20 protein-coding genes are annotated in these 22936 nt (G+C 72.4%); 5 read left to right on the top strand and 15 right to left on the bottom strand.

The features are described 5' to 3' along the window. Positions 1-80: 80 nt before the first annotated feature. Both L3X23_RS16855 and L3X23_RS16860 read right to left on the bottom strand, forming a co-directional pair. Positions 81-914: a hypothetical protein gene (locus L3X23_RS16855; RefSeq protein ID WP_237193083.1), complete on the bottom strand. Its 834-nt coding sequence runs from the start codon at positions 912-914 to the stop codon at positions 81-83. Beyond that, complete coding sequence (locus L3X23_RS16860; protein ID WP_237193084.1) at positions 911-1810, bottom strand: ATP-binding cassette domain-containing protein; 900 nt, start codon at positions 1808-1810, stop codon at positions 911-913. Before L3X23_RS16860 ends, L3X23_RS16855 begins: the two co-directional genes overlap by 4 nt. 141 nt (positions 1811-1951) lie before the next feature. Between L3X23_RS16860 and L3X23_RS16865 the strand changes: the two genes are divergently transcribed. The 5 genes from L3X23_RS16865 to L3X23_RS16885 all read left to right on the top strand — a co-directional run bounded on the left by L3X23_RS16865 (position 1952) and on the right by L3X23_RS16885 (position 9564). Next, the gene (locus L3X23_RS16865) at positions 1952-3508 is read left to right on the top strand and encodes a long-chain-fatty-acid--CoA ligase (RefSeq protein ID WP_237193085.1); all 1557 of its coding nucleotides are present in this window, start codon (positions 1952-1954) and stop codon (positions 3506-3508) included. 48 nt (positions 3509-3556) lie between these two features. Then, positions 3557-4585: an LLM class F420-dependent oxidoreductase gene (locus tag L3X23_RS16870; protein WP_237193086.1), complete on the top strand. Its 1029-nt coding sequence runs from the start codon at positions 3557-3559 to the stop codon at positions 4583-4585. A gap of 49 nt (positions 4586-4634) precedes the next feature. Next, on the top strand, positions 4635-5429 hold the full coding sequence (locus L3X23_RS16875; RefSeq protein ID WP_237193087.1) for a hypothetical protein: 795 nt from the start codon (positions 4635-4637) through the stop codon (positions 5427-5429). 210 nt (positions 5430-5639) lie between these two features. Beyond that, entirely contained in the window at positions 5640-9386 is a 3747-nt protein-coding gene (locus L3X23_RS16880) for a multifunctional oxoglutarate decarboxylase/oxoglutarate dehydrogenase thiamine pyrophosphate-binding subunit/dihydrolipoyllysine-residue succinyltransferase subunit (RefSeq protein WP_237198051.1), read from the top strand. Positions 9387-9390: 4 nt separating this feature from the next. Next, complete coding sequence (locus L3X23_RS16885; protein WP_237193088.1) at positions 9391-9564, top strand: DUF6104 family protein; 174 nt, start codon at positions 9391-9393, stop codon at positions 9562-9564. A 66-nt stretch (positions 9565-9630) separates the two neighbouring features. Here L3X23_RS16885 and L3X23_RS16890 read toward each other — a convergent pair whose 3' ends face one another. The 13 genes from L3X23_RS16890 to L3X23_RS16950 form a co-directional block, all read right to left on the bottom strand. Continuing rightward, a complete protein-coding gene (locus L3X23_RS16890; RefSeq protein ID WP_093082260.1) occupies positions 9631-9996 on the bottom strand; it encodes a hypothetical protein in 366 nt (121 codons plus the stop codon). Further along, positions 9993-12773 (bottom strand): FtsK/SpoIIIE domain-containing protein, encoded by a 2781-nt coding sequence (locus L3X23_RS16895; protein ID WP_237193089.1) that lies wholly within the window; start codon positions 12771-12773, stop codon positions 9993-9995. The genes L3X23_RS16890 and L3X23_RS16895 overlap by 4 nt, the downstream gene beginning before the upstream one ends. Next, positions 12774-13022 carry a hypothetical protein gene (locus tag L3X23_RS16900; protein ID WP_237193090.1) on the bottom strand — a complete coding sequence of 83 codons (249 nt, stop codon included), beginning with the start codon at positions 13020-13022 and terminating at the stop codon, positions 12774-12776. Beyond that, entirely contained in the window at positions 13022-13282 is a 261-nt protein-coding gene (locus L3X23_RS16905; RefSeq protein ID WP_093082274.1) for a hypothetical protein, read from the bottom strand. The genes L3X23_RS16900 and L3X23_RS16905 overlap by 1 nt, the downstream gene beginning before the upstream one ends. 99 nt (positions 13283-13381) lie before the next feature. Continuing rightward, positions 13382-13912, bottom strand: coding sequence for a UTRA domain-containing protein (locus tag L3X23_RS16910; RefSeq protein WP_237193091.1), 531 nt, complete (start codon positions 13910-13912; stop codon positions 13382-13384). A 66-nt stretch (positions 13913-13978) separates the two neighbouring features. After that, positions 13979-15619, bottom strand: coding sequence for an ABC transporter substrate-binding protein (locus L3X23_RS16915; protein WP_237193092.1), 1641 nt, complete (start codon positions 15617-15619; stop codon positions 13979-13981). 49 nt (positions 15620-15668) lie between these two features. After that, on the bottom strand, positions 15669-16523 hold the full coding sequence (locus L3X23_RS16920; RefSeq protein WP_237193093.1) for an ABC transporter permease: 855 nt from the start codon (positions 16521-16523) through the stop codon (positions 15669-15671). 1 nt (position 16524) lies between these two features. Further along, on the bottom strand, positions 16525-17577 hold the full coding sequence (locus L3X23_RS16925) for an ABC transporter permease (RefSeq protein ID WP_237193094.1): 1053 nt from the start codon (positions 17575-17577) through the stop codon (positions 16525-16527). Next, a complete protein-coding gene (locus tag L3X23_RS16930) occupies positions 17574-18371 on the bottom strand; it encodes an ABC transporter ATP-binding protein (protein ID WP_237193095.1) in 798 nt (265 codons plus the stop codon). The genes L3X23_RS16925 and L3X23_RS16930 overlap by 4 nt, the downstream gene beginning before the upstream one ends. Next, entirely contained in the window at positions 18368-19294 is a 927-nt protein-coding gene (locus L3X23_RS16935; RefSeq protein WP_237193096.1) for an ABC transporter ATP-binding protein, read from the bottom strand. Before L3X23_RS16935 ends, L3X23_RS16930 begins: the two co-directional genes overlap by 4 nt. Positions 19295-19473: 179 nt before the next feature. Further along, positions 19474-20259 (bottom strand): UTRA domain-containing protein, encoded by a 786-nt coding sequence (locus tag L3X23_RS16940; RefSeq protein WP_237193097.1) that lies wholly within the window; start codon positions 20257-20259, stop codon positions 19474-19476. 25 nt (positions 20260-20284) lie between these two features. Next, on the bottom strand, positions 20285-21568 hold the full coding sequence (locus tag L3X23_RS16945; RefSeq protein ID WP_237193098.1) for an NtaA/DmoA family FMN-dependent monooxygenase: 1284 nt from the start codon (positions 21566-21568) through the stop codon (positions 20285-20287). A gap of 18 nt (positions 21569-21586) precedes the next feature. Beyond that, positions 21587-22876, bottom strand: a complete 1290-nt coding sequence (locus L3X23_RS16950; protein ID WP_237193099.1) for an NtaA/DmoA family FMN-dependent monooxygenase — start codon at positions 22874-22876, stop codon at positions 21587-21589. Between the last annotated feature and the right edge of the window lie 60 nt (positions 22877-22936).

Below are 22936 nucleotides of genomic sequence, written 5' to 3' on the forward strand. Positions count from 1 at the left end.
CGACCGGCCACGGCCGGGACCACCGGCTGGTTCACGATGCTGACGCTGACCACGGCCGCCGACGGCCCCGGAACCCGTCGCTAGGTGATGTCCCGCCGGTCCCCGACGACCCAGGCCAGCGCCGTCCCCGCGCCCGCCCAGACCAGCAGGACGAGCAGCGCGCCCCAGCCCGGCGGCGGCCCGGAGACGCCCGCCAGGCCCTCCACCAGCGACGTGCCGAAGCGGCCGCCGAGCTCGTGGGCGGGCAGGTCGTAGAGGGCGATGTCGGTGGCGTTGCCCGGCAGGAAGGACGAGAGCCGGGCGACGGCGCCGGGGGCGCGGTCGTCGTCCGCGCCGGAGCGCAGCACCAGCGCGATCAGGTTCTCGGCGACCAGCAGGTACACCAGCAGCGAGACGACGGCGCCCGCCTGGTTGGTCACCAGCGTGCCGACCGCGACGCCGAGTGCCCCCCACACGGCGCACACGGCGATCCCGAACGCGATCACCCCGAGCAGCAGGCCGACCGGGGGCAGCCGGGCCGCGCCCTGGCCGAGCAGCCCGGCGAACAGCCCGAGCACCCCCGCGAGCAGCGCGTACCCGGCCCCGACCCCCGCGGCCACCGCCGCCTTGGCCAGCAGCACGGGATGCCGCCCGCCGGTGAGGTAGGTGGTGCTGACGGTCCGGTGCCGGAACTCGGCAGTCGCCGACACCGCGCCGTACACCGCGGCGAACACACTCGTCAGGGACAGGGAGTAGGCGAGCGAGGCGAGGAGCACGCCGGGGAGCCCCTCGTCGAGGCCGCTCCCGACGGCCGCACCGAACACCCCGCCGAAGATGTTGATCATGATGGTCAGGGCCGCCACGGGCAGCGCGAGGGTCCACCAGGACCGGACGGTCAGCGCCTTGAGCGCCTCCGAGCGCAGCACCGGCGTCATGCCACACCCCCCGTGAGCCGCAGGAACATCTGCTCCAGATCGCCCCGTTCCTCGACCAGCCCGTACAGCGCGACCCCCGCGGCCAGCGCGGTGTCCCCGACGAGCACGGCGTCGGCGGCCACGGCCAGCTCGCCGTCCGCGAGGTGGTCGATCTCCAGCACCCCGCGGGCGGCGAGCGCCTCGGCGAGGCGGGCCGGGTCGGCACACCGCACCCGGACGGCGGCGCGGCCGCGGACGCCGTCGAGCCCGCCCTGGTAGACGCAGGACCCGCCGTCGACCACCACGAGCCGGTCGACGGTCTGGCCGATCTCGGCGAGTTGGTGGCTCGAGACGAGCACGGTCCGCCCCGAGCGCGCGAAGCCGCGCAGGAACGTCCGCAGCCAGGCGATGCCCTGGGGGTCCAGGCCGTTGCCCGGCTCATCGAGCACCAGGATGCGCGGGTCGCCGAGCAGCGCGGTCGCCAGCGCGAGCCGCTGGTTCATGCCGAGCGAGAACCCGCCCGCGAGGCGGTCCGCGGCGTCGGTGAGCCCGACGAGCTCCAGCACCTGCGCGACCCGCTCGTCGCTCACCCCGACCGCCGCGGCGACGGCCTCCAGGTGGCGGCGCGCGGTGCGACCTGGGTGCACGCCCTGGGCCTCGAGCACCGCGCCGACGACGCGGCCCGGCTGCGCCAGCTGCGCGTACGGGACCCCCTCGACCAGCGCCGACCCGGTGGTCGGCCGCACCAGCCCGAGGATCGCCCGCAGCGTGGTCGTCTTGCCCGAGCCGTTCGGCCCCAGGAACCCGGTGACCGCCCCGGGCTCGACGGTGAAGCTGAGCCCCCGCACGGCCGCGACCGCCCCGAAGGTCTTGCCGAGCCCGTCGACCCGGATCCGCCCGCTGCCGTCCGGCTGCACACCCACTCCCTCGTTCGCGTGCGCCCCATCGTGCCTCCCCCGCCTGCGGCGCCGGGTGCGGGGGCGTGCTCGGTTCGGCCCTTCTGTCCGGTCCGGAACCCGAATAGTGTGGTCGCGATCACCTCGACGAGGAGGCTCCGCATGACCCTGTCCCCCGAACGCCCCGTCGTCTCCGACATCCCCGGTCTGCTCGACCGCTGGACCGCGGAGCGCCCCGAGGCCGAGGCCCTGCGGTTCGGCGAGGTGCGCCGCACCTGGGCCGAGCTCGACGAGCGGGTCCGGCGGCTGGCCGCGGCGCTGCGGGCCGAGGGGATCGGGCCGGGCGACCGGGTCGCGGTGCTGGACCTGAACCACCCGTCGTGTCTGGAGATGACGCTGGCGTGCGCGCGGATCGGGGCCGCCAACGCCATCGTCAACTTCCGGCTGGCGCCGCCGGAGATCGTCTACGTGATCACCGACGCGGGCGCGTCGCTCCTGCTCGTCGGGCCGGAGTTCGCGGCCGCGGCGGCCGCGATCGGCGACCGGATCCCGAGCGTGCGCCGCACCGTCGGGACGGACGAGTACGAGGCCTGGCTCGCCGCGCACGAGCCGGAGCCGGGCCCCGCCCAGGTGGATCCCGCGGACTGCTTCGTGCAGCTCTACACGTCCGGGACCACGGGTTTCCCGAAGGGCGTCCTGCTGACCCACCGCGCGATGCTGGCGCACTCGGACAACGTGGGGCACAGCTTCGAGGTCGACCCGACCGCCGTCGTGCAGGTGGCGATGCCGCTGTTCCACGTCGGCGGCACGTCCTACGCCCTGCTCGCGATCGCGCACGGCGCCCGGATCGTGATGCTGCGGGTGCCGGACCCGGCGGCGGTCGTCGCCCAGCTGGAGCAGGAGCGGATCACGCACACGTTCCTGGTCCCGGCGCTGCTCGCGGGCGTCGCGCAGGTGCCCGGGGTGGCCGAGCGGGACCTGTCGGCGATCCGCACGCTGTCCTACGGCGCCTCGCCGATGCCGCTGCCGGTCCTGCGCGCCTGCCTGCCGCTGTTCCCGGGCCGGATGCACCAGGTCTACGGCATGACCGAGGCATGCGGCGTGGTGTCGGCGCTCGGCCCGGCGGACCACGAGGACCCGTCGGTCGCCCACCGCCTGATCAGCGCGGGCACGCCGATCCACGGCTGCGAGATCGAGGTCCGGGACCCGGCGACCGGGGACCCGGTGCCGACCGGCGAGCCCGGCGAGATCTGGGTGCGGTCCGCGCAGCTGATGGCCGGGTACTGGACGCAGCCGGAGGCCTCGGCGGCGGCCGTCACCCCCGACGGCTGGCTCCGCTCCGGGGACGGCGGCCACCTCGACGCGGACGGCTACGTGTACGTGACCGACCGGGTGAAGGACATGATCGTCAGCGGCGGGGAGAACGTGTACCCGGCCGAGATCGAACGGGTGCTGGCCGAGTACCCGGGCATCACGGACGTCGCGGTGATCGGGGTGCCGGACGAGCGGTGGGGCGAGGTGCCCCGCGCGGTCGTCGTGGCGCCCGGCGGCCTCGACGAGGCGGCCGTGCTCGCCCACTGCCGCGCGCACCTGGCCGCGTTCAAGTGCCCGAAGGGGATCGACGTCGTGGACGAGCTGCCGCGCAACCCGACCGGCAAGATCCTCAAGAAGGACCTCCGCGCCCCGTACTGGGCCGGCCGCGAACGCCGCACGGTCTGACCGGACCGGGCCTGTGCCTGCGCGGAACGATCTGACAGTCTCACTGTCATGAAGCTCTCGACACAGCTGCCGTACTCCGACGACCCGGTCGGCGGGGCCGAGCGGATCGTCGAGCTGGAGAAGGCGGGTCTCGACGTCGTCTGGGTCGCCGAGGCCTACAGCTACGACGCCGTCTCGGTGATGGGCTACCTCGCCGCCCGCACCGAGCGGGTCGAGATCGGCTCGGGGATCCTGCCGATCTACTCCCGCACCCCCACCCTGACGGCGATGACGGCGGCGGGGCTGGACGCCCTGACGAACGGCCGGGCCATCCTGGGCATCGGCACGTCCGGCCCGCAGGTGATCGAGGGGTTCCACGGCGTGCCGTTCGACAAGCCCGTGGCCCGCACCCGCGAGGTGATCGAGATCTGCAGACAGGTGTGGCGGCGGGAGAAGGTCGACCACCACGGGATCTACGACATCCCGCTCTCCGGCGGCACCGGGCTGGGCAAGCCGCTCAAGCTGGTCAACCACCCGAGGCGCAGCGACATCCCGATCTGGGTCGCGGCCCTCGGCGACAAGAACCTCGAGATGACCGCCGAGCTGGCCCAGGGGTGGCTGCCGCACGCCGTCGTCCCGGAGCGGATCCAGCAGGCCTTCGGCGGGCCGCTCGCGGCGGGCCTGGCCAAGCGGGACCCCGCGCTGGGGCCGCTGCAGATCGCGGGCGGCGGGTTCCTCGCCCTCGAGCCGGAGATGTTCGAGCACGCCCGCAACGCCGCCCGGTCGATGTTCGCGCTCTACGTCGGCGGCATGGGCGCGCGCGGCAAGAACTTCTACAACACCGTCATGCAGCGACAGGGCTGGCCGGACGAGGCGAAGCTCGTGCAGGACCTCTACCTCGACGGGCGCAAGGAGGAGGCCGCCGCCGCGCTGCCCCAGGAGTTCATCGACTCCGTGACGCTGGTCGGCGAGCCCGGGTTCGTGAAGGAGCGGATCGCCGCGCTGCACGAGGCGGGCGTCACGCACCTGCAGGTCACTCCGGTCACCGCGGACGCCCCGAAGGTCTTGTCGCAGGTCAAGGAGTGGCTCCCGGCATGACCCGGGGGGTCGGTCACGGCGCGTGAGGAGCCCGTTCCACAATGGGGTGGTGCCGGATCTGCCCGTACGTACCTCGGACGAGCCGCTCGCCGCGGACGCCTACCGGTACATCGCGACGCACGCGTGGTGGATGGGGACCTTCTGGGACGACGCCGCGGAGGACCCGTCGTGCTACGTCCACCTCTCCGAGCACCTGCTCCAGCAGTGGACCCCGGCGATGCAGGAGTCCGACTGGCTCCTCGACCGGGTCCTCACCGGCCGCGTGCAGTGGCTGGCGGGGTCCGGTGAGGCCGCCGTCGCCGCCGGGTTCACGCTGACCGACCACTGGCCCGTCGGCCGCTTCCGGGCGCCGTTCGGCGACTTCTACGCCGAGCTGAACGAGCTCGAGCCGCGGCGGCCCGCGGGCGGCTGGGCGAACCCGACGCCGGAGTTCGTCGCCCTGCTCCCCCGCGATCCGCGCGCCCTGCGCGCCCGGCTCGAGGAGGACTCCCCGCCCGGGCGCAGCTACAGCGGCCCCTTCCGCAGCGCCGTGGACGCGCTGCGCACGTGCATGCTGCCCGCCGACCTGCGCGGCGCGCTGTACGCGGCCCTGCTCGAGCTGCCGGACGTCACGCTCGTCGACGAGGTCAAGGACCTCGACGGCAACCTCTGCCATGCCCTCGTGCACGACGCCGGGCCGACCCGCACCGAGCTCCTCGTCGACCCCGTCGACGGCCAGTACGCCGGGGAGCGGGACGTGCTGCGCCGGAGCTCGCCGTGCGGATTGGCGGCGGGAACCATGATCGCCGAAACGTCGGTCCGCACGTCCGTGGTCGGCTTGATCGGTTCACCGCCCGGGTTCTAGCCCGCGCAACGAAACGGACACGTGATACGCGACGAACACCGTGGGTACGCCCGATTGAAGAGGACTACCCTGGGAACCCGGTCATCGGCGATCGAGCAGCGTCAGGCGAACCAAGGCGGTTGAGAGCGAGTGTCCACAGGCAGTACGACCGGCCATACCGGCGAATTCGGGGCGAACGACTTCGGCCCGAACGAATGGCTCGTGGAGGAGATGTATCAGCGCTTCCTCGACGATCCGAAGGACGTCGACCCGGCCTGGCACGACTTCTTCGCCGACTACCGACCCGGAGGCTCGCTGTCGGGCGCCGCCCCCGCCGAGGACAGCCCGACCGCGCAGGCGGCCGCCGAGCAGGCCGGTGCCGAGCAGGCCGCCGAGCGCGCCGCCGCCGCGCCCGCCGAGCCCGCCGCACCCGCAGCCAAGTCGTCCACCAACGGTTCCACCCCCGCCGCCGCCGAGACTGGAAAGCAGAACGTGGCCCCCGTCAGCTCCGCCACCACGTCCGCCACCGAGACCCGCGCGAACGGGACCCGCACGCCCGCCGCCGCGCCCGCCAAGCCCGCCGCGGGCAGCACCTCGCAGGCCGCCGCGAAGCCGGCCGCGGAGAACAAGGACCAGGTCGCGCCGATCCGCGGCGCCGCGAACGCGGTCGTCAAGAACATGAACGCCTCGCTGGCCGTGCCGACGGCCACCAGCGTGCGCGCCGTGCCCGCCAAGCTGCTGGCGGACAACCGGATCGTCATCAACAACCAGCTCAAGCGCACCCGCGGCGGCAAGATCTCCTTCACGCACCTGATCGGCTACGCGGTCGTGCGGGCGCTCGCGGACTTCCCGGGGATGAACAAGTCCTTCGCGGAGACCGACGGCAAGCCCACGATCGTCACGCCCGAGCACGTCAACCTGGGCCTCGCGATCGACCTGCCCGGCAAGAACGGCCCGCGCTCGCTCGTCGTCGTGTCGATCAAGGGCTGCGAGAACATGACGTTCGCGCAGTTCTGGTCCGCCTACGAGGGCATGGTCCACAAGGCCCGCAACGGCGCGCTCACCGCCGAGGACTTCCAGGGCACCACGATCTCGCTGACCAACCCGGGCACGCTCGGCACCAACCACTCGGTGCCGCGGCTGATGCAGGGCCAGGGCGCGATCATCGGCGTCGGGGCCATGGAGTACCCGGCCGAGTTCCAGGGCGCGTCCGAGGAGCGGCTCGCCCAGATCGGCGTCAGCAAGATCATCACACTGACCTCGACCTACGACCACCGGATCATCCAGGGCGCCGAGTCCGGGGACTTCCTGCGCCGGGTCCACCGCCTGCTGCTGGGCGACGACGGCTTCTACGACGACATCTTCACGTCGCTGCGGGTGCCGTACGAGCCGATCCGCTGGGTGCAGGACTTCCCCGAGGGCGAGGTCGACAAGACCGCGCGCGTCCTCGAGCTGATCGAGTCCTACCGGACCCGCGGCCACCTGATGGCCGACACGGACCCGCTGAACTACCGCCAGCGCCGGCACCCGGACCTGGACGTGCTCAGCCACGGGCTCACCCTGTGGGACCTCGACCGGGACTTCGCCGTCGGCGGGTTCGGCGGCGAGCACCACATGAAGCTCCGGGACGTGCTGGGCCTGCTGCGGGACTCCTACTGCCGCACCGTCGGCACCGAGTACATGCACATCGCGGACCCGGAACAGCGCGCCTGGCTGCAGGAGCGCATCGAGGTCCCGCACCAGAAGCCGAGCGTCGTCGAGCAGAAGTACATCCTCTCGAAGCTGAACGCCGCCGAGGCGTTCGAGACCTTCCTGCAGACCAAGTACGTCGGCCAGAAGCGGTTCTCCCTCGAGGGCGGCGAGACCGTCATCCCGCTGCTCGACGCCGTGCTGGACAAGGCCGCCGAGAACGAGCTCGACGAGGTCGTCATCGGCATGCCGCACCGCGGCAGGCTGAACGTGCTGGCGAACATCGTCGGCAAGCCGATCAGCCAGATCTTCCGCGAGTTCGAGGGCAACCTCGACCCGGGCCAGGCGCACGGCTCCGGCGACGTGAAGTACCACCTGGGCGCCGAGGGCAAGTACTTCCGGATGTTCGGCGACGGCGAGACGGTCGTGTCGCTGGCGTCGAACCCGAGCCACCTCGAGGCGGTCGACCCGGTGCTCGAGGGCATCGTCCGCGCCAAGCAGGACCTCCTCGACAAGGGCGAGGGCGGGTTCACCGTCCTGCCGCTGATGATGCACGGCGACGCGGCGTTCGCGGGCCAGGGCGTCGTCGCGGAGACGCTGAACCTGGCGCTGCTGCGCGGCTACCGCACCGGCGGCACCGTGCACGTCGTCGTCAACAACCAGGTCGGCTTCACCACCGCCCCGGAGCACTCCCGCAGCTCGCAGTACTGCACGGACGTCGCGAAGATGATCGGCGCGCCGGTCTTCCACGTGAACGGGGACGACCCCGAGGCCTGCGTCTGGGTCGCCAAGCTGGCGGTCGAGTACCGCGAGCGCTGGAACAACGACGTCGTGATCGACATGATCTGCTACCGCAGGCGCGGCCACAACGAGGGGGACGACCCCTCGATGACGCAGCCCGCGATGTACGACGTGATCGACGCGAAGCGCTCGGTGCGCAAGATCTACACCGAGTCGCTGATCGGCCGCGGCGACATCACGATGGAGGAGGCCGAGCACGCGCTCAAGGACTTCTCCTCGCAGCTGGAGCACGTGTTCAACGAGGTCCGCGAGCTGGAGAAGAACCCGCCCGTCGTCTCGACCTCGGTCGAGAGCGAGCAGGTCATCCCGAAGGACCTCGACACCTCCATCCCGCTCGAGGTGCTGCACCGCATCGGGGACGCGCACGTCGACCTGCCCGAGGGCTTCACCCCGCACCAGCGGGTCAAGCCGGTGCTGGTCAAGCGGGAGAAGATGTCCCGCGAGGGCGACATCGACTGGGCCTTCGGCGAGCTGCTCGCCTTCGGCTCGCTGGCGATGGACGGCAAGCTCGTCCGTCTCTCCGGGCAGGACTCCCGGCGCGGCACCTTCGTGCAGCGCCACTCGGTGGTCATCGACCGCAAGACCGGCGAGGAGTACTACCCGCTGCGCCACCTCTCCGAGGACCAGGGCCGGTTCCTGCCCTACGACTCGGCGCTGTCGGAGTTCGCGGCCGTCGGCTTCGAGTACGGCTACTCGGTGGCGAACCCGGAGGCGCTGGTCCTCTGGGAGGCGCAGTTCGGCGACTTCGTCAACGGCGCCCAGTCGATCATCGACGAGTTCATCTCCTCCGGTGAGGCCAAGTGGGGCCAGATGAGCGACGTCGTGCTGCTGCTGCCGCACGGCCTCGAGGGCCAGGGTCCCGACCACAGCTCCGGTCGCATCGAGCGGTTCCTGCAGCTGTGCGCCGAGGGTTCGATGACCGTCGCGCTGCCCAGCGAGCCCGCGAACTACTTCCACCTGCTGCGCAGGCACGCGCTCGACGGGGTCCGTCGCCCGCTGGTCGTCTTCACCCCGAAGTCGATGCTGCGGAACAAGGCCGTGGTCTCGCGGGTCGAGGACTTCACCGAGGGCAGCCGGTTCCGCCCCGTGATCGACGACCCGCAGTTCCGCTCCGGCGGCGACACCGCGGGCGTCACGAAGGTCCTGCTGTGCAGCGGCAAGATCTTCTGGGAGCTGCACCAGCACCGGCAGAAGAACGAGATCACCGACACGGCCATCGTGCGCGTGGAGCAGCTCTACCCGGTGCCGGACGCGGAGCTCACCGAGATCCTCGAGCGGTACCCGAACGCGGGTGACGTCCGGTGGGTCCAGGAGGAGCCCGCGAACCAGGGCGCCTGGCCGCACATGGGCCTGGAGCTGCCGGAGAAGGTCGACCGGCTGGCGAGCATCAAGCGGGTCTCGCGGCGCCGGATGGCGGCACCCGCGGCGGGGTCGTCGAAGGTGCACGAGGTCGAGCAGCGCGAGCTGATCGGCAAGGCCTTCAGCTAGTCGGATGTACTTCACCGACAGGGGCATCGAGGAGCTGGTCTCCCGGCGTGGGGACGAGGCGGTCAGCGTGGAGTGGCTGGCCGCCCGGCTCCGGGACTTCGTCGACGAGCACCCGAACTACGAGGACGCGGTGGAACGCCTCGCCACCTACCTGGCCCGCCAGGACGAGGACGAGTAGGCGAACGGCGCGGTCGCTCACACCTGGTGAGCGACCGCGCCGTTCGTCTGTCGGCGGGGCGGGAACTCAGCGGCGGAAGCCGAACTTGGTGCGCTGGATCAGGGCCATCAGGGCCTGGTGGGCCGCGTACATCTCCTGCTCGTACTCCGCCAGGCGCCGTGGGTCCGCGCTCGGGTCGGGGCGGGGGAAGGGGCGGACGGTCATCCACGCCTCCGACCACATGGCGTCCAGCGCGGTCTCCCAGTGCGAGCGCGCCGCGAGCTCGCTCATCGCGGCCCGCTCCCCGATCCGGCCCATGCGGTCGTCGAGCACCGCGAGCCGGTCCTCGAGCTCCGCGGCCCGCACCGCGTCCCGCCTGCGCAGCGCCTCGGCGGCGGAGGCGATCCGGGCCGTCTCCGCGCGGTAGCGCTCGGCGGGCGACTGCTCGGTCACGACGTCTCCTCCGGCCCCGGCGCCGCCTCGTCCGGTCCGGGGACCAGGACCACCTCGGGCCGCGCGTGTTGGGCCCGGTCGAAGAACAGGCCGCGGCCCGCGCGGGGGCTCCACGCGACCGCCGTCATCGAGGCGAACGGGGCGAGCTCGGCGCCCTGGACGTCGAGCCCGATCCAGGCTCCGACGTCGTCCGGGCTCGCGGACAGGGTGAGCAGCTGTTTGAGCCGCATGGGCGAGCGCCACCAGCCGACGACGTGCACGCCGACCTCCGGCCCGAACCGCACGATGGTCCGCAGCGCGTCGGTGCCGCTGCGCTCGAGCAGGGGATCGGCCGCGTCCGCCCCCTGGACCAGCAGGAACACCGGGCTGCGGTCGCCGCCGGCGGCGCGGCCGCGCACCTGCTCCGCGAGGTCCTCGACGGCGGCGCGGAACCCGGTCAGGGCGACGGTGACCAGATCCGGGTCGGACGTCCCCTGCCGCACCGCGGCCGCCACCGTCTCGGTGTCCCCGACCAGCGGGGCGACGAGGAACCGGGCCCGCGGGCTGGTGACGGCCAGCGACCGCGCCGCGGCGGCGAGCACGCGCACGGCGTCCTCGCTGCTGCCCAGCACCGCGACGTTGCGCCCCGGCGCGTCCGGCAGCCGGACGCGCGCGGCGGTGCCGTCGATGTCGATCACCTGACCGAGCACCGCCTGGACGGGGTCCTCGGCCGAGACGCGTGCGACGAGCGCGGCCGCGGACGGCGAGCGCGCGCCGTCGAACACCCGCGGCGGCGTGGTCGCGTACTCGCGGTGGGCCTCCTTCTGGACCTGGTGCACCGCGGACCCGGCGCCGGCGTCCGGGATCCGGGCGATCTCGTTGGCGTGCCGGATCCCGGACTCGTGGTTGATCACCGCGTGCCACTTGGGCAGCGTCAGCGCCACCTCGTTGAGCTGGGCCAGCACCCGGCGGGCCCGGGGCAGGGCGATGCGCAGCACGAACTGCTCGAAGATCGCGGGCCTGCCCCAGAAGGCCTCGATGCCGGACACGTCCTGGCTGGCGAAGACCAGGTGGATGCCCTGCGAGCGTCCACGCCGGGCGACGTCCTCGAGCAGGTTGGTCGCCCGCTTGGCCAGCGCGTCGTTCTCGGCGAACAGGTACTGGAACTCGTCGATCACCGCGACGATCCGCGGCCACCGCCACTCCTGGTCGGGCAGCCCGCGCAGCTCCTGGAGCTTGGTCACCTCGTTAGCCTTCGCGACCTCGGAGCGGGTGCGCATCTCGTCCGCGAGGAACTGCAGCAGCGCCAGCCCGAACTCCCGGTCGGTGTTGACGTTGATCCCGATCAGCCTCGCGTGCGGCAGCCAGGTCTGGTCCCGGCGGCCGGGCGCGAACTGCGCGAAGGAGACGCCCTCCTTGAAATCGAGCAGGTAGAAGGCGAGCTGGTCGGGGCGGTAGCGGGCGGCGAGCGAGGCGATCATGCCCAGCAGCAGGTTGGTCTTGCCGGAGCCGCTGGGTCCGCCGATCAGCGCGTGCGGGGAGCTGTCGTCGAGCCGCAGCTCGACGACCGTGCCGTCGTTGAAGCCGATGTCGGTCTGCAGCCCGGGCGCGGAGTCGCCCTCCCACCGTTCGGCCGGGAGCAGGTCGTCGAAGCGGCGCACCAGCGCCCGCCACCGCTCGTGCGCGCTGACGATCGTGGTGCAGGCCGCGGTGACGGCGGCCCGGTCCAGCGGCGGGTCCGGGGCCACCTCCACGGCGGGCCCGGTCATCGAGCAGCGGACGTCGGTCTCGGTCAGCCGCACGCTCTCCACGGGCGCGGCCACCGTGATCGGCAGGTCCAGCAGCACGAGCACGATCCCGCAGGCCAGGCCGCTGCGCGCGATGCGCTGCAGCTGCCGCTGCTGCTCGTCCGGCAGCGCCGAGCGGTGGCCCGCCAGCACCACGACCACCCACGGCTCGCTGCGTTGCCGCTTGGCCGCGGCGTGCGCGGACACCGAGGTGTAGCCCTCGATCAGCACCTGCTGGTGCACCCGTCGGATGCGGGCCGAGAGCTCCTCGAGCAGGTCGTCGAGCCGGTTGGGGTCGTGGGCCACGAGCAGGTCGGTCCGCGAGAGCGGGTGCATCGCGGGGAACATCGAGTACTGGCTGCCGTCCCAGACGTCCACCCGCAACACCCCCGGCCGGAAGGCGGACAGCAGCCGCATGAGCAGCCGCTCGACCAGCGCCTCGCCGTCCGCCCGGGTGTTCGGGGTGGTGTCGACGCGCAGGTGGGCCTCGTCCAGCAGCGGGACCGCGACCGGGAACTCGCCCCCGTCGTCCCCGCCGCCCTCCACCCGGCCCGCGCCGATCCGCCACAACCGGGGGAAGCCCTCGATGCCGCCCCGCACCGGGTCGTCCCCGCGGGACTCGCCGCCGACCGGGGGCAGCGGCACGTCCCCCATCCAGGCCAGACCGGGGTCACCCGCGGCCCCGGGCGCGGCCTCGGCGAGGAGGTCCCGCAGCCGCCCGGGCCCGTCCGTGGCCCACTCCGCCAGCGCCGCGCTGCGGTCCGCCTCCGCGCGCGCGGCGACGGGGCCGAGCAGCCGGGAGCCGAACGCCGGCCCCAGGCCGGGGTCCCGGGCCGCGCCGTCGACCCCCTCGCGGCGCAGCCACAGCTCGAACATCGCCACGGCCTGGCGGCGCACCGCCTCGTCCCGCAGCCCACCGGCCGCGCCGAGCACGCGCGCGGTGGCGGCGTGGAAGGCGTCGAACGCCGCGGCGACGCGCTCGCGTCGCCGCGCACCGGGCAGTCCCGCCATCTACAGCCCGGCCCCGAGGCCGCCGATCAGCTCTCCCGCCTCGCACAACGCGACCGCCACGTCGTCGACCTCCTCGCGCGCCCGGCTCAGGTGCTCGGCGGGCAGGTCGGTACCCGCCCGCGCCGTGAGCTCCTCCAGGATGCGCGCCGCCTCGCTCAACCGCTCGGCGGCGACGAGGGTGTGCGCACGGGCCTCGGCGGTGAGCCCACCGATCCCGTCCAGTGCGGCGCGCAGTTCACCGAGGGACACTACAAGCGCGCGGAGACGCCCTCGGCGGCCTCCATCGCGGCGTTCACGGCCTGCTGGACGTCCCCGATCTTGCTGGCCGCGTCGGCGAAGTAGGCGTTGGCCTGCTCCACGTCGCTCTGGCTGCTGCCCTCGGTCACCTGGGCCAGCGCGGTCTGGGCCTGCTCGATGCAGTCCTGGGCCTGTTGCAGGGCCCCCAGGCTCTCCGACGCCCGGTCGTTGGCCTGCGCGATCCCGGACCGCACTTCCTCGATGCTCGCCACGGCGGCAGTCGTCCCTCTCTGTGCAGATGATTTCGCGAGCAACGTACCGCGTGGGTGTCGCTACCGGCAGTGAAGCCCTGCGGGACGGACCTAGGTGTACTAAGCCGTCCCCTCGCTGACGAGGGTGTGGATGTCCCCGCGGTAGTGGGTGTAGCTCAGCTCCCACGGCGTCCCGTTCGCGTCTCGGGTGAGCATCTCGCGCAACAGGATCGGGTCGCCCTCGGGCACCCCCAGCAGCCGCGCCGTGTGCGGCTCGCACGGCACCGCCTCGACCACGGTCTCGTGCCCGCCGAACGGCACGCCGTAGAGGGACTCGAACACCTCGGGCAGCGTCGGTATGCGGGCCCCTCGATCGATCTCGGTCACCCGCGCGGACAAGCGCGGGACGTCGATCGGCAGGTAGCCGACCCGCACGTAGAGCGGCTCGTCGCCGTAGCCGACCAGCTGCTCCAGCATGAACATCTGGCTCTCGACGCGCTCCAGCCGCTCCCGCACGTACGGCGTGGCGTCCACGATCGCGTGCTCGATCTCGCGCACCTCGATCCGCCGGGCGCCGGTGCGGGCGCTGAGCTCCGGCGGGATCAGCTCACCCATCGGGACCCGCAGGTCGCTGACACACTGGGGCTCCACGGCCGCTCCTCTCCCCCGACGGGGCCGCCGGCACACCCGGCGGCCCCGCGGACCGCTGGACACGCCCTAGTCGCTCGCGGTCTTGGACATCATGCTGAAGTCGAGCACGTTGTCCGTGCGGTGCACGAAGCCCGTGGTGCCGTTGGCGAAGGCCATCAGCGGCTGGGCCTTGGCGATCTGCACCTGCGGACGGCCCGCCTGCCAGACCTGCTCGGCCTGGTTCCAGTAGGCCATCGCCTCGGGCGAGAGCGCGTCGCCGGCGTTCACCCCGGCCTTGACCGCGGCGTAGTACGCCGGGTCGCGCCACATCGTGGAGTTCCGCGCGTCGACGGTCTCGTTGTAGGCGAGCAGCAGGCTGTACGGCGGCGACTCGAACGACACCGACATGTCCCGCATCATCATCATCTGGTACTGCTTGCCGGTCTGCCGCTCCTGGAACACCGCGGGCGGCACCACGTCGAGGGTCACGGCGAAGCCGGCGTCCGCGGCGAACGACTGGATCTGGACGGCCGCCTCCTGCAGGTCCGGCACCGCGTTGCTCATCAGGATCGTGATGGGCACCGGGGTGGTGTGGCCCGCCTCGGCCAGCAGCGCCTTCGCGCCCGCCGGGTCGTAGTCCTGCTCGACGAGCCCGGTGGAGACGTAGTTCGGCGCCTGCGGGTTCAGCAGCCCCACGACGGGGTTGGCCCGGCCCTTGTAGACCTGGTCGATGATCTGCTGGTACGGGATGGCCTTGAACATGGCCTGCCGCACCCGCACGTCGTCGAAGGGGGCGGTCCGGGTCTGCATGAAGGCCCAGAGGAAGTTGTTGGTGTCCGTCGAGAACGTGGTGACACCGGGTGCGGACCCCAGGGCGGCGACGTCCGACGGGCGCAGCTGGACCGCCACGTCCACATCGCCGTTGCGGACCAGCGAGGCCCGGTTGGCGGCGTCGGGCACCACGCGCTGGATGATCCGGTCGGTGGGGGGCTTGCCCAGCGGGTAGTTCGGGTTGGCCCGGTAGGTGATCTGCTGGCCGTCCTGGTAGGACTCCATGATGTAGGGCCCGAACCCGAAGTTGCCGTTGGTGTTCGACCAGTTCACCGCGTACGGGTCGTCCGCGGTGGCGTGCTGCTCCAGCAGCTCCTTGTCGTAGATCTCGCCGCTGATCTTGGAGATCACCGCGAGCAGCGGGAACCCGTGCCCCACCTCGGCGACGGTCCACGAGACGGTGTGGTCGTCGATCTTCTTCAGCTGGGTGTCCGGGTCGCTGATCGCCGGGAACGAGATCGCCTTCGCGATGCTCGCCGTCTTCCACTTGCGCTGGTAGCTGTAGAGGACGTCGTCGGCGTCGAACGGGTTGCCCGCCTGGCTGACCACCCCCTGGCGCAGGTGGAAGGTGAAGGTCTTCTGGTCGGGGCTGAGCTCGTAGCTCTCGGCCAGCACGCCCTCGAAGGCGTACAGGTCCTGGGTCTGGGCGTTCGGGTCGTCCGCGGCCTGCCGGTACGGGTTGCGGATCAGGGTCGCCCCGGTGAGCAGGGTGTACTCGAAGGCCTCGTAGCCGCCGGGCTTCGCGTCGAAGGCGAGGCCGCCGGGCACGGTCGCGACGGCCTCGACGATCGTCGTGCCGTCGCCCGAGCCCGATCCGGAGCCGCCGCAGGCGGTCACCAGGGCGGCGATCGTCGCGGCGGCGGCGATCAGCCGCAGTCGGGTGGGTGGTCGGGACATGAGGGCTCCTGTCGAGGGCGGGGACTGCGGGAGAACAGGGGTCTGGCGGCTAGCGAAGGCGCTTGAGCAGCGAGGCGGTGCCCCCGGCGAAGGCGGCGACGGTGCCGGCCAGGGCGAGCGCGGGGAAGGTCGCGGCCCACCACCGCCCGACGGCGGCGTCCTGGGCGCCCGCCGAGAGCATCGAGCCCCACTCGGGTGTGGGCGGCGGCAGCCCGACCCCGACGAAGCCGAGCGCGGCGGTCACGATGATGCTCACCGCGAACACCACCGAGGCGTTCTCCCAGGCGGGCCGCACCGAGTTCGGCAGCACGTGCCGCAGGGTCAGCGCCCACTCGGTGGCCCCGCCGATGCGGGCGGCGTCGAGGTAGGCCTCCTTGCGCACCCGCAGCACCTCGGTGCGCACGAGCCGGATCTGGATCGGCGAGAGGATGAAGGCGAGCGCGACGGTCAGGGTCGTCGGGGTGGCCCCGAACAGGGAGATCACCACCAGGCCGAGGAGCACCGCGGGCACCGCCTCGGCGAGGTCGACGACGCGCGCGCCACCCCGGGCGAGCCAGCCCAACGGGCCCCGACGCGCCTCGTTCATCCCGATGACCAGACCGACCGCACTGCCGATCAGGGTGGCCAGCACCGCCACGGCGAGGGCGATGACCAGGTTCATCCGGGTCGCGACGATCGTCCGGGAGAACACGTCGAGGCCGGAGGCGTCCGTGCCGAACCAGAACTCGCCGTTCGGGGCGACCGCGCTGTCCCCGACGACGCGCTCGGGATCGAAGGGCACGACCAGCGGGCCGAGCAGCCCGATCACCACGATGAGCAGCATCGGCAGCAGCGGCCACCAGGTGTGCAGCAGCGCGCCGGGGGCGCGCCCGGTCCGCGCGGGGGTCACGGCGAGGGTCGCCATCTCAGTTCCCTTCCGTGCCGACGCCCGGCCGACGACGCGGGTCCACGATCATGTTGAGCAGGTCCACCACGAGGAACACCACGAGCGCGAGGGCGGCGATGACCAGCAGGAAGCCCTGGGTGGCGATCACGTCGCCGGTGTTCATCGCGTCCACGGCGTACTGGCCCATGCCGGTGAACCCGAACAGGCTCTCCAGCACGACGGCGCCGCCGAGCAGGTAGCCGAACAGCGTCCCGGCCATGGTGACGACCGGCGGGGCGGCCCGGCGGAAGGCGCTCGCCACCGCGGCCCGCCGCGGTGCGCCGGAGGCGATCCGGAACAGCGTCGGGGGCGCGTCCAGCTGTTCCTCCAGACCGTGGACCAGCAGCTTCACCAACAACGCGGACTGGGCGAGCACCATCACCCCGACCGGGAGGACCAGGTGCCCCAGGATGGAGGCGAAGGCCTCCGGGTTGCCGTCGAGCAGCGCGTCGAGCAGCGGGAACCCGGTGATCGGCAGCGGCGCGACCACGTCGATCGCCAGCCGACCGACCGGCGCCGGGGCCCACCGCAGGGTCGCGTAGAACACGAAGATCGCGACGATCGCGAGGACGTACTCGGGGATCGCACCCGCCGCGCGGGCGTAGCCGCGGACCACCCGGGACACCGGGTTCGCGGGCTTCATGACCACGAAGTAGGCGGCCGCGATGCTGACCAGGATGGAGCAGGCCAGGGCCAGGAAGGCGAGTTCCAGGGTGGCGGGCAGCCGGTCCCGGATCTCGGTGAGGACCGGCCTCCCGGTCATCAGCGAGTCGCCGAGATCGAGGCGGGCGACGTTCGCCAGGTAGCTGCCGAGCTGGGCGAGCAGCGAGCCGTCGAGCCCCAGCTGCGCCTGCAGCGCGGCGTAGGTCTCGGGGGTGTAGTTCTGCCCGAGCAGGATCAGCACCGGATCGCCCGGCACCGCGCGGACCAGGAAGAAGGTGGCGATCACGAACACGAACAGGTGCACCGGGAGCGCCGCGATCCGGGCGAGCCACCACCGCTGCCTGCGCAGCCCGTCGAGCACGGTCGTCATGACGCCGCCCGCAACGCCGACCCGACCTCGTGCGCCTCCAGCAGGCTCCGGGTGTACGGGTGCTGCGCGTGGTCGAGGACCTCGTCGACCGTGCCCTGTTCCACGATCGCCCCGCGGTGCATGACGACGATCCGGTCCGCCACGAAGGCGGTGGCCGGGAGGCCGTGGGAGACGAAGAACAGACCTGCGGAGTGCTCCGCGCAGTAGCGTTTGAGCAGGTTCAGGATCGCGCCCTGGACCGACACGTCCAACGCGGACACGACCTCGTCGCAGATCAGGATCTGCGGCCGCACGGCGAGGCAGCGGGCCAGCGCGAAGCGCTGCCGCTGACCGCCGGAGACCTGCGAGGGATGGCGGTGGGCGAGCTCCTCCGGCAGTCCCAGCGACACGATCGTCTCGAGCGCGGCGGCCTCGGCCTCCGCCCGGCCCAGCTCGTGGAGGTCGCGCAGCGGCCGGGTGCACGAGTCCAGCAGCCGCCTGCGGGGATCGAAGGAGGACGTGGTGTCCTGCCCCACGAACTGCACGGCCCGCCGGAAGGTGGTCCGCCCCGTCCGGCTGCGCAGCATCCGCTGCAGCGGGACCCCGTTGTAGGTCACGGTGCCCGCCGAGGGGTGCTCCAGCCCGATCAGCAGCCGGGACAGCGTCGACTTCCCGGAGCCGGACTCGCCGACCACACCGGTGCGGCTGGTCCGGTCGACGACCAGGTCCAGGCCGTCGACGGCGGTGTGTCGGCGCCGGGCCGACCCGAACCACTTGGTGACGCCGGTGACCTCGAGATACGCGTCGTCGTTCATCCGGCCTGCACCTCGGGCTGCTCCGTCGCGACCGCCGCCATGACCTCGTCCAGGGTGGGCAGGGTGTCGCGGCGGGCGTCGTCGAGCGTGGGGACGCACTGCAGGAGCCCGGTGCTGTACGGGTGCCGCGCGTCGGCCAGCGCGGTGGCCGACCGCAGCTGCTCGACGATCTCGCCGTGGTACATCACGAACATGCGGTCGGAGTACGCCGCGCACAGGTGGATGTCGTGACTGACGATCAGCAGCGAGGTGCCCAGGTCGCGGGTCAGCTCCTGCAGCAGCTCCATCGTGGCCCGGGCCAGCGAGGCGTCGAGCGCGCTGGTCGGCTCGTCCGCGATCACCAGCCGGGGCCTGCCGCACAACGCGAGCGCGATCATCACGCGCTGGCGCATCCCGCCGGAGAGCTCGTACGGGCGGGCCCTGAGCACCCGGCGGGTGTCGGTCAGGCCGACCCGCCGCAGCCAGTCCTCGGCCTGCGCCGTCGCCGCCCGGCGGGGCAGCCGCTCGACCGCACCGAGCACCGTCCGGAGCTGGCTGCCGACCGTGGCGACCGGGTCGAGCGAGGTCATCGCGTCCTGGAAGACCATGGAGATGCCGGCGGTGCGGACCGGGATCCGCGAGCCGGCGGGCCGGACGACCGGTTCCCCGTCGAAGGCGATCCGCTCGGCGGTGACCTCGACGCCCGCCGGGGTGAGGAAGCCCGCGACCGCCATCCCGAGGGTGCTCTTGCCCGATCCGGACTCCCCCACGAGCGCGACGCGTTCGCCGCGCCCGATCCCGAAGGTCGCCGACCGGACGGCGGGATCCGCCGCGCCCGCATATCGGACCGTCAGGTCCTCGACCTCGAGCAGCGGACCGGCCGACGGCTCGGACACCTCCGCCGCTCCCGTCACACTGCCGACGGGCAGGGTGGACGTGGTCATCGCATCCGCCTCTCGTGGATTCCCGGTACACACCGGGGGCTGGGAGGGAGGCTGCCGTAGGCGCCCTCTCGGGGGGTCTGTCCGGTCCGTCCCGGGAATCCTCGGTAACCGGTGTTGCCCGCGATCGGGTCGGGCGGTAACCGCTCGATTACGCCACCGCCGGCGCGGAACGTCGCTGGTCAGGGCGTCGATCCCGCGCACAGTGCCACACGGTCGCCGCGGAGGTGGGTGAAGCTGAACTCGCGGACCGCGCCCTCGTCGTCCCGCATCACGAGCTCGCGCAGCAGCAGCGGCCGCCCGGCGGGGATACCGAGCAGGTCGGCGAACGGTGCGGTGGCGGGGACGGCCTCGACGGCGCACTCCCACCGCCCGGGCGGCCGCCCGAACAGGTGGGTGAAGCTGGTGGTGAACGACTGCAGGTCGGCGTGCAGCTCGGCCATCCGGTCCAGGATGACCTGCGGGGACTCCCACAGCGGCAGGTAGCCGGTGCGGACGTAGAGCGGCTCGCCGTGCCAGACCCCGAGCTGCTCGACCTCCAGGACCGGCTGGTGCGGGATGTCGAGGCGGGCCCGGACCGTCTCCGGCGGGTGCACCACGGCGTGGCCGAGCTGGCGCACGGTGATGGCCGCGTATTCCCCGGCGTCTCGCGGCAGGACCTCCCCGACCGGGATCTCGACGATGCGCCTGCTGGGTCGGGTGCCGGTCTTCGTGCGCCGCTCGACCAGCCCCTCGACGGCGAGCATCTGCAGGGCGGCGCGGATCGAGTTCCGGCTGACCCCGAGCTGCTCGCCGAGCAGCAGCTCACCGAGCTGCGCGTCCGGTCCCACGGATCCGACCCGGATCCCGGCCCGCAGCTGTTCGTAGGCCCGACGGGGGGACACCCGTCGGTGCGGCCGCCTGCGGCGCCAGTGCCGAGCGTGCTCCATCCGACCTTGCTCGATCGCGTCCGCGCTCGCGCCGGTCATCGTGCCACCTTCCTCGTGCAGCGACTCAGAACTCCAGGAGGTTCTCGCGGAACGTGCTGTGCGGGTATCCGCTCCGAATGAGACCGCGCCGACGTAACGCCGGTGCGAGACCGTCGGCGATCTCACTCACGTTCTTGCGGGTGACCGGGCTGGCGATGAGGAACCCGTCGCCACCCGCGTGCTCCATGACCTCCTGCATCTGCACGGCCACCGAGTCCGGGGTGCCGCACAGCTCGACCGATTCGATGGTCTTGTGGTTCTCGGCGATCTCGCGCAGCGTGCGGCCCGACTTGGCCATGTCGTTCATGGTGCTCTGGTGCCCGTTGTTGCCCGACAGGTCCGGCATGGGCGCGTCGAGGTCGAACGTCGAGAAGTCCATGCTGGTGAAGTAGGACATCGCCGCCAGTGCGCCGTCGACGTTGGCCTTCTGCGCCGCGCGCAGCGCCGCCTTCTTCTCCTGCGCCTCCTCGTCCGTCTCGCCGAGAATCGGCGAGACCAGGTACATGACCTTGACGTCCTGGGGCTTGCGGTCGTGTTCGACCATGCGGCGCGAGACGTCCTCCCGGTACTCCTTCATCGCGTCCGCGCCGACCGGCGCCGCGACGATCGTGTCGGCGTGCGCGGCGCCGAGGTCGCGCCCCGCGGCCGACCCGCCCGCCTGGCAGATCACCGGGCGGTGCTGCGGACCCGGCGGCAGGTTGAGCGGGCCACGGGTCTTGTAGAACTCCCCGTCGAAGTCCGCGGTGTGGATCTTGTCGTGGTCGGCGAAGACCCCCGAGTGCTCGTCGAGCCGCAGGGCGTCGGGCGCCCAGGTCTCCCAGAGCGCGGAGACCGCGCGCATCCACTCGTCCGCCATCCGGTAGCGCTCGTCGTGCTCGACGTGCTTGTCCAGGCCGTAGTTCATGGCGGCCATGTGCGGGCTCGCGGTGACCAGGTTGACCCCGATGCGACCCTTCGTCAGGTGGTCGAGGGTCTGGTAGAGCCGCGCGGCCAGGAAGGGCGGGTAGAAGGTGGTCGCGGCGGTGGCGATCAGCCCGATGTGCCTCGTGGCCTGCGCGACCAGCGGCATCAGCGGCATCGGGTCGAACCGGACCGCCTGGCCCGCGCTGACCGAGCTCTGGAACGAGCCCCGGAAGATGTTCGGCAGGACCGAGGAGTCCTCGAACATCATGTAGTCGAACCCGGCCCGCTCCAGCGAGGTCGCGGCGTCGACGAACAGGTCGGGCTGCCCGACGTCCTCGCGCACGTTGCCCGACCACGGCTGGTTCCAGCCGTACACGCCGAACCCGGTGGTCAGGAACCATCCCATGTGGAACAACGGACTCTCCTAGAAGCTCAGCAGGTTCTGACGGAACGTGTCGTGGGGGTAGCCGTCGCGGATCAGGCCGCGGCGGCGGAGGACGGGGGCCAGCCCGTCGGCGATCTCGGAGATCGTGCGGCGGGTGGGTGCGCTGCCGATCAGGAAGCCGTCGCCGCCCGCGTACTCCATGGCCTCCTGCATCCGGCTCGCGACGGTCTCGGCCGACCCCACCAGCTCCATCGACTCCACGACCCGGCGTCCGGTCGCGACCTCGCGCAGGGTCCTCCCGCCCGAGCCCGCCTTCTGGTAGTCGGCGACGGTGCTCTGGTGGCCGTTGCTGCGGGACATGTCCGGCAGGGGCTCGTCCGGGTCGAACTTCGAGAAGTCCATGCCGCTGACGTAGGACATCCCGGCGAGGGCGCCCTCGAGGTTCGCGGCCGCGGCCCGGTCCCTGCGCTCCTTGCGGTCCCGCGCCTGGCGGTCGGTGTCCCCGAGCACCGGGTCGACCAAGTAGAGGATCTTGATGTCCTCGGGTCGGCGGCCGTGGGCGACCGCCCGCCGGGACATGTCCTCGCGGTACTCCTTCATCGCCTCCACCCCGACGACGGCGGAGACCACCGTGTCCGCGTGGGCGGCGGCGAGCTCGCGACCGGCGGGCGACCCGCCCGCCTGGCACACGACCGGGCGCCGCTGCGGGCCGGGCAGGGTGTTGAGCGGGCCGCGCGAACGGTGGAACTCGCCCGCGAAGTGCACCGGACGGACCTTCTCGTGGTCCACGAAGACGCCCGCCGCCTCGTCCATGACCAGCGCGTCGTCGTCCCAGGAGTTCCACAGCTCGCCGACGAGCTGCATCCACTCCGCCGCCATCCGGTACCGCAGGTCGTGCTCGACGTGCTGCTCGAGCCCGTAGTTCTGCGCCGCGGCGTGCGGGCTCGCGGTGACCAGGTTGATCCCGACCCGGCCGTGGGTGACGTGGTCGAGCGTGCTGAACAACCGGGCCGCGAGGAAGGGCGGGTAGAAGGTCGTCGCGACCGTGGCGATGATCCCGATCTTCGAGGTCCGCGAGGCCAGCAGCGGGACGAGCGGCACCGGGTCGAACCGGACCACGCCGTTGCGCAGCGAGTACTCCATCGAGCCGCCGTAGACGTCCGGCACGACGGAGGAGTCCTCGAGCATCATGTAGTCGAACCCGGCCCGCTCCAGCGAGGCCGCCATGTCGGCGAACAGGCCCGGCTTCCCGACGTCCTGCGACACGTTCCCCGACCACGTCTGGTTCCAGCCGTAGACCCCGAAGCCGTAGCCCAGGAACCACCCCATGTGGAACACGTCAGCTCCCCTCCGTCCGGTCTGTGCACCAGTGGAGTCGTTGTCCGTTAC

Origin of the sequence: Pseudonocardia sp. WMMC193, from assembly GCF_021728735.1 — a bacterium.
Lineage (GTDB): Bacteria > Actinomycetota > Actinomycetes > Mycobacteriales > Pseudonocardiaceae > Pseudonocardia > Pseudonocardia oroxyli.